At 42.4% G+C, this 15,749-nt stretch carries 18 protein-coding genes and 1 pseudogene; 8 read left to right on the forward strand and 11 right to left on the reverse strand.

What is annotated here, in order from left to right:
• Positions 1-181: 181 nt before the first annotated feature.
• Together EDD68_RS05635 and EDD68_RS05640 are read left to right on the forward strand one after the other, a co-directional pair.
• The gene (locus tag EDD68_RS05635) at positions 182-997 is read left to right on the forward strand and encodes a gamma-glutamylcyclotransferase family protein (protein WP_132371284.1); all 816 of its coding nucleotides are present in this window, start codon (positions 182-184) and stop codon (positions 995-997) included.
• 198 nt (positions 998-1,195) lie between these two features.
• A complete protein-coding gene (locus EDD68_RS05640; RefSeq protein ID WP_132371285.1) occupies positions 1,196-1,729 on the forward strand; it encodes a hypothetical protein in 534 nt (177 codons plus the stop codon).
• 42 nt (positions 1,730-1,771) lie between these two features.
• Here EDD68_RS05640 and cydS read toward each other — a convergent pair whose 3' ends face one another.
• From cydS to EDD68_RS15510, 9 genes are all read right to left on the reverse strand, one after another.
• Positions 1,772-1,867: a cytochrome bd oxidase small subunit CydS family protein gene (cydS, locus tag EDD68_RS15705; protein ID WP_424399153.1), complete on the reverse strand. Its 96-nt coding sequence runs from the start codon at positions 1,865-1,867 to the stop codon at positions 1,772-1,774.
• 12 nt (positions 1,868-1,879) lie between these two features.
• Positions 1,880-2,893, reverse strand: a complete 1,014-nt coding sequence (locus EDD68_RS05645; protein ID WP_132371286.1) for a cytochrome d ubiquinol oxidase subunit II — start codon at positions 2,891-2,893, stop codon at positions 1,880-1,882.
• Entirely contained in the window at positions 2,883-4,235 is a 1,353-nt protein-coding gene (locus tag EDD68_RS05650) for a cytochrome ubiquinol oxidase subunit I (protein WP_132371287.1), read from the reverse strand. The genes EDD68_RS05645 and EDD68_RS05650 overlap by 11 nt, the downstream gene beginning before the upstream one ends.
• Positions 4,236-4,566: 331 nt before the next feature.
• Positions 4,567-4,992 carry a hypothetical protein gene (locus tag EDD68_RS05655; protein WP_132371288.1) on the reverse strand — a complete coding sequence of 142 codons (426 nt, stop codon included), beginning with the start codon at positions 4,990-4,992 and terminating at the stop codon, positions 4,567-4,569.
• A 288-nt stretch (positions 4,993-5,280) separates the two neighbouring features.
• Positions 5,281-5,916, reverse strand: coding sequence for a response regulator (locus EDD68_RS05660; protein WP_165902071.1), 636 nt, complete (start codon positions 5,914-5,916; stop codon positions 5,281-5,283).
• Complete coding sequence (locus EDD68_RS05665) at positions 5,909-6,949, reverse strand: sensor histidine kinase (protein WP_243646762.1); 1,041 nt, start codon at positions 6,947-6,949, stop codon at positions 5,909-5,911. The genes EDD68_RS05660 and EDD68_RS05665 overlap by 8 nt, the downstream gene beginning before the upstream one ends.
• Positions 6,950-7,065: 116 nt before the next feature.
• Positions 7,066-8,475, reverse strand: coding sequence for an MBL fold metallo-hydrolase (locus EDD68_RS05670; RefSeq protein WP_132371289.1), 1,410 nt, complete (start codon positions 8,473-8,475; stop codon positions 7,066-7,068).
• A gap of 94 nt (positions 8,476-8,569) precedes the next feature.
• Entirely contained in the window at positions 8,570-8,959 is a 390-nt protein-coding gene (locus EDD68_RS15650) for a helical membrane plugin domain-containing protein (protein ID WP_132371290.1), read from the reverse strand.
• Positions 8,925-9,056 carry an FAD/NAD(P)-binding protein gene (locus EDD68_RS15510; protein WP_341540266.1) on the reverse strand — a complete coding sequence of 44 codons (132 nt, stop codon included), beginning with the start codon at positions 9,054-9,056 and terminating at the stop codon, positions 8,925-8,927. Before EDD68_RS15510 ends, EDD68_RS15650 begins: the two co-directional genes overlap by 35 nt.
• 379 nt (positions 9,057-9,435) lie before the next feature.
• Here EDD68_RS15510 and EDD68_RS05680 point away from each other — a divergent pair, with 379 nt between their 5' ends.
• From EDD68_RS05680 to EDD68_RS05690, 3 genes are all read left to right on the forward strand, one after another.
• Positions 9,436-10,629: an MFS transporter gene (locus EDD68_RS05680; protein WP_132371291.1), complete on the forward strand. Its 1,194-nt coding sequence runs from the start codon at positions 9,436-9,438 to the stop codon at positions 10,627-10,629.
• A 282-nt stretch (positions 10,630-10,911) separates the two neighbouring features.
• A complete protein-coding gene (locus EDD68_RS05685; protein ID WP_132371292.1) occupies positions 10,912-12,210 on the forward strand; it encodes a helix-turn-helix domain-containing protein in 1,299 nt (432 codons plus the stop codon).
• Entirely contained in the window at positions 12,207-12,431 is a 225-nt protein-coding gene (locus tag EDD68_RS05690) for a hypothetical protein (protein WP_132371293.1), read from the forward strand. The genes EDD68_RS05685 and EDD68_RS05690 overlap by 4 nt, the downstream gene beginning before the upstream one ends.
• 94 nt (positions 12,432-12,525) lie before the next feature.
• Here the strand turns inward: EDD68_RS05690 and ltaE are convergent, their stop codons facing one another.
• Positions 12,526-13,551, reverse strand: coding sequence for a low-specificity L-threonine aldolase (gene ltaE, locus EDD68_RS05695; RefSeq protein ID WP_132371294.1), 1,026 nt, complete (start codon positions 13,549-13,551; stop codon positions 12,526-12,528).
• A 322-nt stretch (positions 13,552-13,873) separates the two neighbouring features.
• Here ltaE and EDD68_RS05700 point away from each other — a divergent pair, with 322 nt between their 5' ends.
• Complete coding sequence (locus tag EDD68_RS05700; RefSeq protein WP_132371295.1) at positions 13,874-14,350, forward strand: YndM family protein; 477 nt, start codon at positions 13,874-13,876, stop codon at positions 14,348-14,350.
• 104 nt (positions 14,351-14,454) lie between these two features.
• Here the strand turns inward: EDD68_RS05700 and EDD68_RS05705 are convergent, their stop codons facing one another.
• A complete protein-coding gene (locus EDD68_RS05705) occupies positions 14,455-14,802 on the reverse strand; it encodes a YrdB family protein (RefSeq protein ID WP_132371296.1) in 348 nt (115 codons plus the stop codon).
• Positions 14,803-14,948: 146 nt separating this feature from the next.
• Here EDD68_RS05705 and EDD68_RS05710 point away from each other — a divergent pair, with 146 nt between their 5' ends.
• Positions 14,949-15,371 carry a MarR family winged helix-turn-helix transcriptional regulator gene (locus tag EDD68_RS05710; protein WP_132371297.1) on the forward strand — a complete coding sequence of 141 codons (423 nt, stop codon included), beginning with the start codon at positions 14,949-14,951 and terminating at the stop codon, positions 15,369-15,371.
• Positions 15,356-15,693: pseudogene (locus tag EDD68_RS05715) on the forward strand (DUF3147 family protein). The gene EDD68_RS05710 and the pseudogene EDD68_RS05715 overlap by 16 nt, the downstream one beginning before the upstream one ends.
• The last annotated feature ends 56 nt before the right edge of the window (positions 15,694-15,749 follow it).

Below are 15,749 nucleotides of genomic sequence, written 5' to 3' on the forward strand. Positions count from 1 at the left end.
TATGCGTATTCGCATGGAATGTCAGCAACCAGCCTAGCATTTGAAAGCAATCATACGATAGAGGAAGAATCAAGCACATTTTGTTGCGGAGAACCACTTTTTTGTTAAATATGTAAATGATTTCATATAATATTTTAATAAACACTATACATTCACAAAAAGGAGTGGATCAATCACCCTGATGAAAAATCATTTGGTTTTTGTGTATGGTACATTAAGGAAACATGAGCCCAATGCCCATTATTTAGATCATGCCAGATTAGTCGCTCGGCAGTCCTGGACACATGGAGAATTATACCGTACCGAGAGCTATTTTCCTGCTCTGAAGCCATCTGAACAGAACATCGCATATGGTGAGTTATATGAAGTCAGCGATACACTTTTAAAAAGACTGGATGAACTGGAAGGGTATAACGAGGAAGAGGAGCATAATTTATACAGCCGGAAAATCCAGACTGTTTATACGGACATGGGGGCTTATCAGTCAAATGTTTATTTCATTCACCCCGATTGTGAGCATATGCTTACAACTCCGGTCAGTTTTAGCGACTGGAAAATAGATCGTTTATGGAATGAAAAGCCACATTTCTATTATTTTGCATATGGTTCCTGCATGGATCATGAGCGGTTTCAGCAGGCAGGAGTAGACCATTATTTCCGGGATATCATAGGTTGCGGTGTGCTACACAATTATTCTTTAGCTTTTTCCTATCATAAGTCTGATGGTGGACGGGCTGATATTATTGAAGGGGAAGGGTATGTTGAAGGAATCGTATATAAGCTACCGTTTGAGGCCCATGAATATTTATTTCAAAGGGAAGGCGTTCACGGCGGTGTGTATCGCGCTACATTTGTAGACCTGATCTGTGAAGGAAAATCGTTAAACGATGTCCTTACGTTTACAGTAACCGATAAGCAAAAAGATCAAGCTCCTCCACTTCACTATGCTCGTGAAATTTCAGGGGGGCAAAAGGGTTTGTCAGTCAATCGTACTTAAAACATTTAGAACATAAGTTCATCGACGAATTTCAAATTGAAGGAATGAAAGCATTTATTGATAGAGAAAGTTAAGCCATTCTGTTAAACCAAAATACTTTTCAAAAATATAAAAAAGATTTCCCAATCAATCCTATTCCCCCACAAAAAATGGGTAAACTATGATTACATGCTGATGGTTCCTGGGGGGGTAAATGTCATGAAATGGGGATCTATTACGTTGATCTTTGTGTTTAGTCTTATCATGGTTTTTCATCCTTTTGCAGCAAAAGCAAACGATCATCTCCACAAATCTGAAGAAAAATCCGAAATCCTGGAAGAAAGCGGGGAATTCATAGGCTGGACATCAGCTCTTTTAGCAGGATTTGCTTTATCATTATTTCCCGCTCGCAGGAGTGCTCCTTATTTGCTTAAACACTCCGTCATAAAACAAAATCCCCAGATCCGCACGTCCATTAAAGGAATCATAAAAGCAGTGGGCAAGGGGCACATGACAGCGGGAGTCCTGGTTTTGCTTCTCAGCATCTGTCACGGATACCTGATGCTGATTTATGAAGGAGAGATCGGTCCGAGGGAGTTTATTGGTCTATGGGGAATCGGCTTCTTAGTTTTTTCTTTATTTACTGGACGATTTCTTTCGCAAAATAGGCACAGAAAAGGAATACGCCAGTTTCACATTGTTTCTGTTTTCTTGTTTATCGTTTTCAGTATGGTCCATATCTTGCTAGACTGATATACGAAAGCGGCAGGAGGTTGCTACTCCTGCCGCTTTTACTTATAACGACTTACTTTTTGCTCCCCATACAAAGACAATAACGATGGATAAAATCACGACTAAAAACGGGGCATACATAATGAAAAAATGATGCATTCCAATCCCTCCTTACTCGTTCCCTTTGACATAATCACGGTTAAACAAGAACAGTCGAAGCAGGAGATAAAGTGCAGGTATGAGCAAGAGCAGGCCAAATATAAAAGCTACTACCAGGGCAATGGCCATCGTTTCATTCGTAAATCCATCGTATATCGTTAAAACCGGGTACAGAAGATACGGATAATGGGAAGCACCATAACCGAGAAAAGCAAAGAAGTACTGCATCATAACGGCTGTGAAAGCCCAGCCATAGGCCTTCCGTTTATAAATCAGATAGACCCCGATCATAAAAAATCCAAGGGAAATCATAAACATCCACGCCAGATCCACCATTTGTTGAAAATGCTCCAGGTTCTGGGATTTCAGCATATAGAAGACAATGACAGCAATTAGTACCGATGGAACACTCCAACCTAAAGCATAACGCCTTAAAAGGTTTTCGGCACGGGTATCTTCCGCCTTATTTGCATAATAAGTGAGAAAGCTGGCAGAGATAAACAGTACACTCACAATGGAAAGAAGCACCACGCTCCAGGAATACGGACTGGTCAGCAGCTCTGTTAGCTTCAGAGACACGCTCTCATCGGTAATCGTTAAGTAACCGCCCTCTGAAATGGTTAGTACAGTCGTCAGCGAAGCCGGAATAAGCACACCTGTAACCCCATATAAGAAGGTATACCATTTATTATCCTTTGACCCATAGGTACTAAAAGCATAATAGGAACCCCGAATCGCAAGCAAAATGATGGATATACTGACAGGGATCAGCAAAGCCGAACCATAATAATAGGCTGTTTTAGGGAAAAACCCCACTATCCCAACAAAGAAAAACACGAGAAATACATTGGTTACTTCCCATACCGGTGATAAATATCTTTGAATGATGTTTCCCAGAACATGCTTCTGGCCGGTCCATTCACTATAGGTGACAAAAAAACCTGCTCCAAAATCGATGGATGCTACGATCAGATAACCGAATAAAAAAATCCACAATACGGATATACCAAGGAGTTCAAGAGACATGGATTTCACCTCCATGTTTCATGCTATATTCTTGAAGTTCTTTCTCCGGCGGATTGTTCTTAAACATTTTTCTTAAGACGATTGCCGAACCAACCGCCAGTATCACGTAAAGTACAGCAAACACAATAATTAAAGTCCCTACATGCGGCGATGTTGTTGAAGCTTCAGGAACTTTCATGTATCCCCTTAAAATCCAGGGCTGTCTTCCCACTTCCGCAAAAAACCAGCCAATTTCAATCGCCAGAAGGGAAAGGGGAGCCGACCAGACAATGGCCCGAAGCATCCATTTGTGATGAGCGAGACGGGGCTTCCACCTCAACCACATTGCATAGAGCAATGCGATGATGGTCAGTAACACACCAAGCGTAACCATTAAGTCAAAGAAATAGTGGACGTATAATGGCGGTCGTTCATCCTCGGGGAACTCATTCAGCCCGATTACTTCGGTTGAAGGTGTATTCCCCGCCAGAATACTTAATGCATACGGAATTTCTAAAGCCCCTTTGATTTCTCCATTTTCATCCAGGTACCCGTATAAAATGAGCGGTGCGTGACTTTCGGTCTCAAAGTGCCATTCAGCTGCTGCCAGTTTTTCTGGCTGATATTCCGCTAAAAATTTCCCGGAAAAATCACCTACAACGGCTGTGGCAATCGAGAACACGAGAGCTGGTATCATGGTGATTTTCAGCGCTTTTTTATAATATTCGTGGTTTTTCCCTTTCAGCATTTGGTAGGCTGCCAGTGCCGCCAGAACAAAAGCAGATGTCATGTAAGCAGAAACGAGTACATGACTTACTTTTGTAGGCACAGAAGGACTGAACATCGCCTCTATCGGATCAATATTTGTGATGACGCCATTGACAATTTCAAATCCCTGAGGGGTATTCATAAAGGCATTCACCGTCGTAATAAAGAAGGCCGATGCACTGGATCCGATCGCAACCGGGATCAACAGAAGGAAATGATAGATTGGCTTTTTAAACCGATCCCAGGTATAGATATAGATTCCCAGAAAAATAGCCTCAAAGAAAAAGGCGAACGTTTCCATAAATAAAGGCAGTGCAATAACCTGGCCAGCCGTTTCCATAAATTTAGGCCAGAGCAGGCTCAACTGCAGACCAATCGCCGTACCCGTTACCACCCCAACAGCGACGGTAATGGTAAACCCCCGGGTCCAGCGCCTGGCAAGTAAAATATAGTGATGATCATTCCGTTTAATTCCGATCCATTGCGCAAGCGCGATCATTAACGGCACACCCACACCAATGGTTGCAAACAGAATATGGAAGGACAGTGTCAGCTCTGTTAATATGCGGCTGTAAGTTGTTGCATCATACGTCATAAATGAACCCTCCCTATAACATGAGCGTCGCCAGGCTTACCATACCGGCAACAGAAATAATGGATGCAGCCCAAAAATATAGTGTTTCTTTCTTTTTCATGGCAAAAATCACTCCCTGATTGTTTGCTATCAGTATATTCTCACTTTACCACTACCAATATAGGGGCAACCCCCTATATCAAAGGTTTTCGTGAACATTTCTTGAAAAACTTGTTGCTAAATTGTGACGTTGGCAAAATTAGTGAAATTGAGGGGATTTTTTTGACACACTGTGGATTTTAAAGACCTAAAACATGAAGTGTAAAACCCGAGGGGGATGGAGTGCGATTATCTACGCATAGTCCCGATCGCCAGAGTCATGCGCGGACAGCCCAGGCGAAGGGGGCAATGGCCCAAGCTGGGGTGCGGACAGCCCAAGAGGGAGGTGCAATGGCCCAAGTGTGAGGCGCAACGGCCCAAGCATGAGCGCGGACGGCCCAAGAGGAAGGGGCAATGGCCCAAGCGTGAGGCGCAATGGCCCAAACATGAGGGCGGATGGCCCAAAGGGGAGCGGGAATGGCCCAAGCTGGGGTGCGGACGGCCCAAGCGAAGGGCACAATGGCCCAAGCATAAGCGCGGACGGCCCAAGCGAAGGGCACAATGGCCCAATCATGGGTGCGGATGGCCCAAGCGAGAGGTACAACGGCCCAAGCGTGAGGCGCAATGGCCCAAGCATGAGCGCGGATGGCCCAAGGAAAAGGCACAATGGCCCAAGCATGGGCGCGGATGGCCCAGGGGAGGTGTGTGACCGCCCATGAAGGTGCTCCCACAGCCCAAAGAATTACCCTAACCGCTCAAAGCTGCGTCCTGTTCGCACATAAACATGACCTAACGCCTAATAATATAAAACATTATAATTCACTCAAGCTTATATGATTCCAACATACCCAGGGGAACGCCTCAATGGATCCTTCCAATTGATTCAAATGAGCTTCTTGCTTTCGTGACACATACATGCTGTTAAGACAAAAACGGCTCCCCAATAATTTTGGACAGCCGTTTGCCTTTATCCTTTAATATAATGATTGTTAATCCCATACTGAATCAGTTCGTGTTTTGAATGTAGATCGAGCTTATGCATGATGTTGGATTTATGGTTTTCTACTGTTTTTATGCTAATATTAAGTTTCTCAGCAATTTCTTTATTGGTATATCCTAAAACCGTCAGGCGCACGATTTCCTGTTCCCGCATCGTTAAAACGGAAGAAGGAGCTTTTTCTTCTCGAAACATTTTTTCCAGCTGTTCGTCACTAATATGCACCTTATAAAAGCGTCTGCCGTGATACACTTCATAAATCGCTTCGTACAGGTCACTGCCTTTGCTTTTTTTCAATATATATCCGTGCGCTCCTGTCTGAATCGCCTTTCGAATGTATACTTCTTCATCATGCATCGTCAAAAGAATGACTTTAATATCCGGCTGGCTCTGCATAAGCTGTCTGGCAGTCGAAAAACCATCCAGGCCATTTGGCATGGAGATATCTAAAAGCACAATATCAGGTTCATGTTTCATTACCAGCTTTATTGCTTCATGCCCATCTCCGCTCTCAGCCACCACTTTTACATCCTGGTAGTTCTCCAACAACAAAATAATCCCTTTTCGGACAAGGGCATGGTCATCGACGATCATTAAGTTAATCAATGTGAACCCCTTCTTTCAGTGGCAGCGGAATCCTTGCTCTAATCATCGTACCTCTCCCCGGTTCTGACAGAATAAAAAATTCCCCTTCAATCTGTTCAATCCTTTCACGCATGTGCTGGATCCCCAAACCCTGTTTGACCTGATCCAGGTTAAATCCCTTACCGTTATCTTTAATCAAAAGATTGATTTGGTGGTCTTCTTTATTGAGACTGACTACAGCCTTTCGGGCATCTGCATATTTTAATATATTGTGCAGTCCTTCCTGAATGACTCGATACAAATTGATTTCCACAACGGCAGGCAGTCGTTCATTAAAATTACTTTCCAGCTTTATTTTCATGTCAGGTCTTGACCGTTTAACCGACTGTATAACCGTCTGGACAGTGGGGATAAGCCCCAGACTGTCCAGTGATTGAGGACGCAACTGATAAGAATAAGATTTGATATCGCTCATGACATGCTCCAATTCATCCCGTACTTCATTTAAGTATGCAAGCAATTGTTCATCTTTTACCCGGGATTCAACGGCCTCCATGGCAACAGATATCGTATAAAGGGATTGACTGACCCCATCATGAAGCTCCTGCGCAAGACGTTTATGCTCATTTTCCTGAGCCTCGATCAGCTTTTTGATCATTTTTTTAGACAGCTTTACTTCCTCTTCTTTTTGACGCAGCGTCTGGTCCCGGAGGACGAGCAAATATTCTTTTTGATTGGTCTCAGAATCCTGAAACATTAAAGCCGTGCTCATCTCTACATCAATTTTTTCACCATGATAAACAGGCATTTGCGACAAAAAATAAGGAACCTCATCATGGGCGATCAAATAGCATTTATCTTCGCCGGGACCGGTGTCTCTCGTTTCACAAAAAGAGCAATAGGGTACACAATCCCCGAGATGCCAGCCTGTGAGTCGGTGAGCCGAGGGATTCATCGCCAGTATTTTTCTGTTTTGATCCATGACTATGATCCCGTCCTGAATGTTTTCCAGAATTTGTTTCAAATACTTATTCGGAATGTTAAATGACTTCACAATTGCGCCCCCTCATTAAAGCCGTGTTTTATTACCCTAAACGCCCTGACAATAGAAGTGAACCCTTGCCGGATTGCAGCAAGGGTCTATTTATTTAACGATTATACGGCAAACTATTATTTTGTCACGATTTGAGTTTCATCTACCCAGCGTTCAAATCCACCGACCAGGTTGACTATATCTTTTATCCCATTTGCCTGCAAAACACTTGCACCAATGGCAGAGCGCTTTCCTGTACCGCAGTTCAAAACAATCTGCTTATCTTGCGGAACCTCGTTCAACCGTTCTGGCAGGGTCCCCAGCATAATATGGGAAGCTCCAGGAATATGACCTTCTTTAAATTCGGTCAGATTGCGCACATCCAGAACATAAACTTCTCCTTTTTCAATCTGTTCTTTGATTTCTTTTGGTTCCACTTCAGCATATCTCTCTAATTCATCCACACTGTCCAGTGCTGTTTTGACTTCCATATAACCTCTAGTATTGTCAATTCCTATCGAACGCAGCGCCTTAATGGCATCCCTCATTTGTGATTCATCTACAATTAAATATAGAGGTGCTTCATAGTCCACCAGCCAGCCAGCCCAGTTTGTAAATGATTGATCAAAAGGAATATTAATGGTTCCTGGAACATGCCCTTTGGCAAACTGTTCTACGGAGCGGGTATCAATGACCATTCCCTCTTTAATCCAGTTCTGAAGCTTTGCAGAGTCCGTCTCTTTTACAGGCAAATCCAGGTTTTTAAGAAGCTCAATGCCTACTTTGTTGACCCGTTTCATAACGGCAAAATATTTCGGTGGCTCTGGCTGCCCGTCCAATAAAGCTTCTACAAACTCATTTTCGTTGTCGTACTGCAAAGCCCAGTTAAACATCTTTTCATACCCTACTGTGGAGGAAGGTACGGCACCCAGAGACTTCCCGCATGCACTACCAGCGCCATGCGCAGGCCATACTTGAAGGAAATCTGGAAGCTGCTTAAAGCGCTCAAGGGACTGAAACATTTGTTTCGCACCTTCATCAGCCGTTCCCACATGGCCGGCAGCCTTCTCAAGCAAGTCCGGACGACCTACATCCCCAACAAAGACAAAGTCACCGGTGAATATTCCCATTGGACGGTCTGCTCCGCCTCCGTTATCTGTTAATAAGAACGAAATACTCTCCGGGGTGTGACCTGGCGTATGCAGCACTTCAAAAGTGAGATTGCCAATTTTAAAAGTGTCCCCGTCTTTTAACAGCTGATAACGAATGCCGTCTAGATTCTCATATTTCCAGTCCTCATTGCCTTCATCCGATAAATATAGTTTGGCGTCAAAGCGATCCGCAAGTTCCCTGGCGCCTGATACAAAGTCGGCATGAATATGGGTTTCACATGCTGCGGTTACATTCAAGCCTTCCTTTTCTGCTTCTTCTACGTATTGTTCAATGTCACGAGATGGATCCACCACAATCGCTTCCCCGGTTTTCTGACATCCAACAAGATAAGATGCATGGGCAAGTTTCTCATCGTAAAAATAACGCAAAAACATGATATGCACCTCTCCCCTCATTTTTTTCATCTAGATAAAACTGGATTTCGTGTTTAAAAAGTTCACCCTATGTTTACTCTTCTAAAAATGGTGTTCATGCCCTCGATTTCGGCATGGTATCCATAATTGCCTGGACATAGGATAAACCCTTTTGAACATTTGGATCCTTCATCCATTTCATAATGGTAAAGATGGAAATGTGCTGCTTATTTGTCTCTGCTTTGGCCTGTACTTCTTTCCAGAAATTCAAACCATCATCCACTCGTCTGCGAACAGGTTCCATATACGCTTTCGCACTGTCCTGCAAATAGTCCATCGATTCCTGATCCCGCAATACATTTTCGATAAATTCAACCGCTATTTCCAGCTTCTCCACCATTTCTACTAGCCTGGGGAGTTTTTCGAGCAATTTCATTCCCGCTTCAAGGGTGTCGATATCCACATTGATATTAATGTTTTTCAGCTGGATCAATAATAGCCACATCGCCGGCAAGCGCTTTCATTCCTCTCAAAAGACGTGCCGCTGTAGTAATGCCTCCAGTTCCTCCTCCAATAATGACAACCTTATAATTTTCCCTCATCCATATTTCCTCCCTTCGTGTAGTCACGAACAAAAACGGCAAAATACCTTTACCACTGTAAAAATAGTGTTTAAATCTCCAATAACGTACATATCTATTGTAAGATTCCAGATCATGATGTACCATAGGGGGTTTCCCCTATTCATGAGCTTCCATGTGAAAAGTTTTTGAAAAGAACCCATTTTTATACCCTTCAGCAAAACATTTTCAAAGACTTCCAATCTTTAACTCGAACATCTCCACCCGTTACCAAAGTGGTTTCATTATGAGAAAAAATTCGATATGATATATCTTTAGGGAAACGAAATAAATGGTCCGTTGAAAGAAGGGGTTTGTCATTCGTAATCAACAGCAGGCAGTTAACCGGAATTTAATCATTATGTGGTTTGCTAATTTTTTCATTGCCGGCAGCATGACCATGGTTCTTCCGTTTTTGTCTTTATATATCGAAACCTTTGGAAACTATTCCGATGAATTTGTTCAGACCTGGGCTGGATGGATTTTTGGAATCACCTTTGTGACCGCCTTTCTCGTTTCGCCAATCTGGGGAAGGTTTGGGGATCGTTACGGAAGGAAAAAAATTCTTGTGATATCCGGGTCCGGGCTGGCTGTCAGTGTTTTTTTCATGGGCTTTGTCACTTCGGTCTGGCAATTGTTTATTTTACGCTTTTTTATGGGTGTCTTTACCGGATTTATTTCCACATCTCAGGCCTTGATTTCAACTCAAACACCTCAACATTTATCTGGAAGAGTGCTTGGCACATTACAAACCGGGAATGTATCCGGCTCATTATTCGGGCCAATGTTTGGAGGTATTCTTGCTGATGCATTTGGTTTTTCCTTAACTTTCAAACTGACTTCCATCACCCTTGCCATAGCGGCTATTGTTGTTTTAATCGGAATCAAGGAATTCAGGCTGGAATCAAAAGGAGAAGCCAAAAAATCCTATTCCAGGAAAGAAGTGTTGCAGTATATTTTGTTTCATCCCGTACTGATCGTTGTCATGGTTATTTCCCTGCTTGTCCAGATTGCGCATTTTAGCATACAGCCTATTCTTGCACTCTATGTAAAAGAAATTCACGGATTAGAAAGTCTCGCTTTCTTTTCTGGCATTGCTTTTTCCATCACAGGACTTGGGAATCTGTTAATGACAAGAAACTGGGGTAAAATTGCCGATAAAATCGGGTACGAAAAAGTCATGGTCATTCTCCTTGTCGCAAGCGCTCTCGTGTATTTTCCAGGAGCCTTTGTGACAAACATCTGGCAGCTCTTAATTCTCCGCTTCCTGCTCGGTGTTTTCCTTGGCGGGATAATACCCGTTCGGACCGCTTATATTCGCCAGGCAGCACCGATCCATATTCAGGGTGAGGTGCTGGGGTACAATACCAGCTTCCGTTTTTTAGGAAACGCTGCCGGCCCCGCTATAGGCGGGTGGCTTTCAGGCTTATATGGTATCTCCTCAATATTCTTTTTATCCAGTACACTGTTATTCATCGGCGGCATAGTACTCGGTGTAATATCGCAAAAGCCATTTAGAACAAGCAGAGATAAATCCGTCATAAGACATAGTTGACCTATAAAATGGTGTGAACTGACGGGTTCACACCATTTTTCTTTCTCCTTCCCGGGAAACCATCCGCAGAATATCCTCTTCTCAGCAATAATCATTTAAAAAATGAATCCCTTTTCCTATACATGTTTTAAATTTATCTATGATTATGCCTATATCTTTGGTCCTGTTCATCGTTTTTTTGAGGAATATACATATAGGTAAGAAGATTCGTTTTTTACCCCATCGTCAAAGTTCGACTGTTATCCCATTCATTATCTGGTAGGATAAGGAATAAGTTAGGTGATGAAAGGAGTATTTATGGATAAAGGGAAATTGATCAAACATTTTCGCAAGAGAAGTGGCATAACCCTTGAAGAATTAGCACGGGGGATCTGTTCCATCTCCTATTTAAGCAAATTCGAAAATGGTACCATCCAACCTGCCCAGGAAGTCTTTGATCAGTTATGTCATCGCCTGAATATCCAGAATTATGATGAAATTTTACGCAAACATGAAGGGGACGGATATATAAAAAAACAACTTACTCAGTGGCTCCAATACATCGAAGATAAGGATGACGGTAAGGCGTACCAGGCTCATTTAAACATTCAGCATTATTTTGAGGAAAATAATTACCATCCACTTCATGAAATCTACCTGTTATACCAGCTGATACAATTGAGGTATCTTCTTTCCCGGGATCAGATCAATCAGTCTTCTGAATTCGTCCAGCATTTAAGCTATTATCAGGATCTTTTCCCTTTAAAATATATATACTACTATAAAAAATTTACAGGAATATTCCATTATAAACAATTTCATTTTAATACAGCGTTTCAAGAATTTATTCATGCACTTTCCATCGCCGAACAAGAGCTCCATCTTGACGATGCCGATTTATATTATTATCTGGCCTTAACTCTTGCTCGGCTCAATAAACACCACCTATCCATTGAATACGCCAAAAAAGCCCTCGACTTATTTCAGTCCGACCTTTGCTATCCAAGAATGATCGATACACAAATGCTGTTAGCCATCAATTATAACTTAACTGGTGATAATAAACAGGCTGTTGATTTATTTGAAAAAATTTTGGCGGCCGAATCTGATCAGATTACCGATAAAGAGCGGGCCATGGCATATCATAACTTAGCCTATACGTTAAAACATACCGATCATCAAAAAGCTTTAGAATTGATCAATCAGGCTATTGAACTGAAACATGGTGAGGAAAAGCTGAATTCCCTTTTTCTGAAAGCATCTATTCTCGTTTCTCTCCATCATAAGGAGAAAGCACTGGCTACCATTCAAACAGGAATTCAGTGCGCCAGACAATCCAGGGACAAAAAATACTATTATAAATTTTATGTACTCGAACAAAAGCTGAAAGGAACCATGTATGAAAAGGAATTTTTAGAGCAGCTAGAAAGCTTCATTCTGCCCCTGTTTAAGGCGAGGGGGGAATACGCAGAGTATCTGGATTTTCTTGAACTCGCAGGTGAGGTTTGTTATCAGCTGCGCCATTATAAAAAGGCGTCAGATTACTTTAAATTAGCTTTTGAAACCTTAAAAACCATCGATAAAGGAGGTGAAATCAAGTGAAAAAGCTCATTGCTACTCTTCTTGTATGCGCAGGTTTCCTTTTGGTAAGCGGTACATTTATTGTAGCAGGAGACGACTCTGACTATCCGGATAACAAAATTGGCAGTGCAGATATTTGGCTGGCGGGAGATGACTCCGACTATCCAGATAACAAAATTGGCAGCGCAGAAATTTTGCTGGCAGGAGACGACTCTGACTATCCAGATAACAAAATTGGCTAGTACAGCTATCTGGTAAAGAAATAGATGACTTCACTATTGGGAGGGGCATGTGGCAGTATTCGCCACATGTCCTTCTTTTATTATGAAGTGCTATTCATGATTGAACCAACTTTTGAATCTTTTCTGTCGCTGTTTCAATATCTTTCTTTGTCACACCATAATGCGTAACAAACCGGATCGTGTAAGGGCCAAAGGAGCCAGCAAGAATCCCAGCACTCTTCATGGAATCAAGAAAGGTTTCAACATTGGCGTTTGTCCCCTTTATATTGACCAGAACGATATTGGTCTCCACTTCATTTTCAATGGTCATCCCCTCAATATTGGCAAGTCTCTCTGCCAGCAGTTTGGCATGTTCATGATCCTCCACAAGACGTTCGGTCATTTCTTCCAGTGCCACCAGACCCGGTGCTGCAACTATACCTGCCTGACGCAATCCTCCGCCTAACCTTTTTCTCCATTTTCTTGCCTGTTCAATAAACTCTCTGGAACCTGCGATAATGGAGCCCACCGGAGCACCAAGACCCTTTGAGAGGCAAATTTGCACGGTGTCCGTATAAGCGGCAAACTCACTGACAGGAACACCTGAAGCCGCTGCTGCATTAAATAATCGGGCTCCGTCAAGATGAACCGGAACCTGGGAAGACTGGGCAATACTATATATTTCTTTCATATATTCCAGTGAGAGAACGGCTCCGCCTGCTTTGTTATGGGTATTTTCAAGACAGATCAGGCCCGTTTCGGGAAAATGGACATCTTCTGCACGAATGGCAGCTTTAATGTCTCCAGGATTCATCGCTCCTTTTTCTCCTGCAATTGTCCGGGGCTGAACCCCTGCAAACGCTGAAATAGCCGCGCCCTCGTATAAAAAGATATGGGCATTCTCCTCCAATATGATCTCATTGCCCGGCTGACAGTGGGTCAGTACGGCTATTTGATTTCCCTGGGTACCGCTTGTCACAAACAGGGCAGCCTCTTTGCCAAGAGTGTCAGCAGCCTTATCTTCCAGTTTATTTACGGTAGGATCTTCTCCGTAGACATCATCCCCTACTTCCGCCTCATAACTGGCCTTCCGCATCGCTTCTGTTGGTTTGGTAACTGTATCACTTCTAAAATCAATCATGTAAACTCTCCCCTCCCCATGAATGCTATATCTATTCATTTTACTAGGAGATGAACAAAAAATATATGGCAAATATCCGTGTTTTAATGACATATCCTTATATCCATCAGCTGGTTCCCGTCTAAAAATTTCCTGCTGAGGATTCTTCTGAAGAGAACACAGAATCCATAAGGTGCTCCTGAAAATAGCCTTTTTTGTTGAAAAGCTCCAGGCAGTCCAGTCAAATGAAAATGTTGTCGGATATGATTCCTGTATTCGGGGAATCATAACGATAAAAAATCCATAATATAACTAACAGGACAAACGTATTGGAGGTTAAAAGATGAAACACTGGCAGGCACTCGGAATTAAATTTGCAGTCATCGCAACGGCTGTTTATTCGATTTATCCACTGTTTGATGAAGCAGGGTTCTGGCATTTACTATTGCTTTCCATCCTTTTAACAGGAGCCAGTTACGCCATTGGCGATTTGTTTTTATTGAAAAGATATGGTAACCTTGTGGCATCTATTGCTGATTTTGGACTGTTTTTTCTTGTGCTGTGGCTGACAGGTTTAATGATCAGCCCTGACCCGTTTGATGTATTAACTGCATCCTTTTTTACAGCACTTTTTATCACTTTTGCAGAACCGTTTATCCATTTATTTATTCAGCGGCGCGTTTTAGAAACGGTAAACGAGGAGTATAATGATCGGACATCATATACCGGACCTCATCCCGACACCGAATTTTCAAGTGACATCTTCCCGGAAGATGTGAAGAAAAAACGGTTCCAAGAGAAGCAGACAGAAGAAGAGTAAACATCGTTCATCCCTTCAGACCTTGTCTGAAGGGATTTTGTTTACCGCCCTTTCCGCTGTAGAGAAACCTCGGTTATGAGCAACGAAACATTCCACTTTTCCCTTCATTTTTCCATCCTTTTTTCTAAAACTAACAAAATGGAACGATTGAAAATGTAAATGACTGCAAGAGACCAGGCTAATCCAGCATGATGATATATGTACAGGAGAAACACAGCTGTTCCGAATAAAACGATTTCCAGCAATAACTGAAGAATATAGGGGGTATTAATCGGAGCCTTCGGAGAAATCACCAATCCCCAGACAGCCGCTATGACCAGAGGAAGACATATTCCCAGGACCCACTGCCAGACAGTCGAATCCCCGTACATAAATCCCGCATAACCATAAACAACCAGAAGTGCGATTTCCAGCATGAAACGAATCCCCAGGTTTAGGTTATAAACAATCAATGTGTTTTCACCTCATATGAACGATTATAGCTAATCATATTACGGAATTCATCAAATCATCAAGCCATATCCTTGAAAACCTTGCCCTTTTTTATATCGTTTAGTATGATTATATCGTATAATACGATATAAAAGGAGCATGTACGATGAACGAAATCACAGATCAATTGAATCGCCACTGGACAAATATTTATTATCACCTTCACTACACACACCAGGAAAAAATCACCCATCAGGCTATTCGCATTATGCAGCATATTGAAAAAAATCAGCATGCAACTGTCGGATTTATCGCAAAAAAATTATCCGTCTCACACAATACTGCTTCTGAACATATTAAACGTCTCATTCAAAAAGGGTACATAGAAAAAATCCGCAAACAGATGGATGAACGAAAGGTATTTCTTTCTTTGACCCAAGAAGGAAAAGATGTGCTCCACTATAACACTGCTCTGGATCAGGATAAGCTGGCAGCCATTTTAGATCGCTTGTCCGAATCAAAACAAAAACGGATTCTCGAAGCCTTTGCAACCCTTGCAGAGGAGGCAAAAAAATGTTCTTCGTTTTAAAAATAACCGTTTCTGCGTTAATTATTGGTATCGTGACGGAAATGGCCCGCAAATTTCCTGTTTATGGAGGAATCATGGCTCCCTCCCTCTTGTCAGCCTGCTCAGTTTATTCTGGCTTTATGTACAACCGACACAACTAAGCAAATTTGCCATGGGGGTTTTATGGGGATTTCCTGCAACAGCTATTCTATTGCTGATCGTTGCTTTTTCCCTTAAATATTCCCAGTCTTTTTACATATCCATCCTGCTCGGAATCGGCGGCTGGTATGTATGGTTGGCCATCCAGAAATGGATGATTACTCAAATGCAGCATCATTCATAATTTTTTATGGAAAGTTACGGTTTCTCTAACGTTATCGCATATAATAGAATTAACCT

Origin of the sequence: Melghiribacillus thermohalophilus, assembly GCF_004342905.1 — a bacterium.
Classification (GTDB): Bacteria; Bacillota; Bacilli; order Bacillales; family Alkalibacillaceae; genus Melghiribacillus; species Melghiribacillus thermohalophilus.

Coding starts and splice junctions, on each gene's coding strand:
- EDD68_RS05710 (WP_132371297.1), top strand. CDS start 14,949: ATGAACGAAATCACAGATCAATTGAATCGCCACTGGACAAATATTTAT.
- EDD68_RS05685 (WP_132371292.1), top strand. CDS start 10,912: ATGAAAGGAGTATTTATGGATAAAGGGAAATTGATCAAACATTTTCGC.
- cydS (WP_424399153.1), bottom strand. CDS start 1,867: ATGCATCATTTTTTCATTATGTATGCCCCGTTTTTAGTCGTGATTTTA.
- EDD68_RS05650 (WP_132371287.1), bottom strand. CDS start 4,235: ATGACGTATGATGCAACAACTTACAGCCGCATATTAACAGAGCTGACA.
- EDD68_RS05645 (WP_132371286.1), bottom strand. CDS start 2,893: ATGTCTCTTGAACTCCTTGGTATATCCGTATTGTGGATTTTTTTATTC.
- EDD68_RS15650 (WP_132371290.1), bottom strand. CDS start 8,959: ATGTGGCTATTATTGATCCAGCTGAAAAACATTAATATCAATGTGGAT.
- EDD68_RS05680 (WP_132371291.1), top strand. CDS start 9,436: ATGTGGTTTGCTAATTTTTTCATTGCCGGCAGCATGACCATGGTTCTT.
- EDD68_RS05635 (WP_132371284.1), top strand. CDS start 182: ATGAAAAATCATTTGGTTTTTGTGTATGGTACATTAAGGAAACATGAG.
- EDD68_RS15510 (WP_341540266.1), bottom strand. CDS start 9,056: ATGAGGGAAAATTATAAGGTTGTCATTATTGGAGGAGGAACTGGAGGC.
- EDD68_RS05670 (WP_132371289.1), bottom strand. CDS start 8,475: ATGTTTTTGCGTTATTTTTACGATGAGAAACTTGCCCATGCATCTTAT.
- ltaE (WP_132371294.1), bottom strand. CDS start 13,551: ATGATTGATTTTAGAAGTGATACAGTTACCAAACCAACAGAAGCGATG.
- EDD68_RS05655 (WP_132371288.1), bottom strand. CDS start 4,992: ATGCTTGGGCCATTGTGCCTTTTCCTTGGGCCATCCGCGCTCATGCTT.
- EDD68_RS05700 (WP_132371295.1), top strand. CDS start 13,874: ATGAAACACTGGCAGGCACTCGGAATTAAATTTGCAGTCATCGCAACG.
- EDD68_RS05640 (WP_132371285.1), top strand. CDS start 1,196: ATGAAATGGGGATCTATTACGTTGATCTTTGTGTTTAGTCTTATCATG.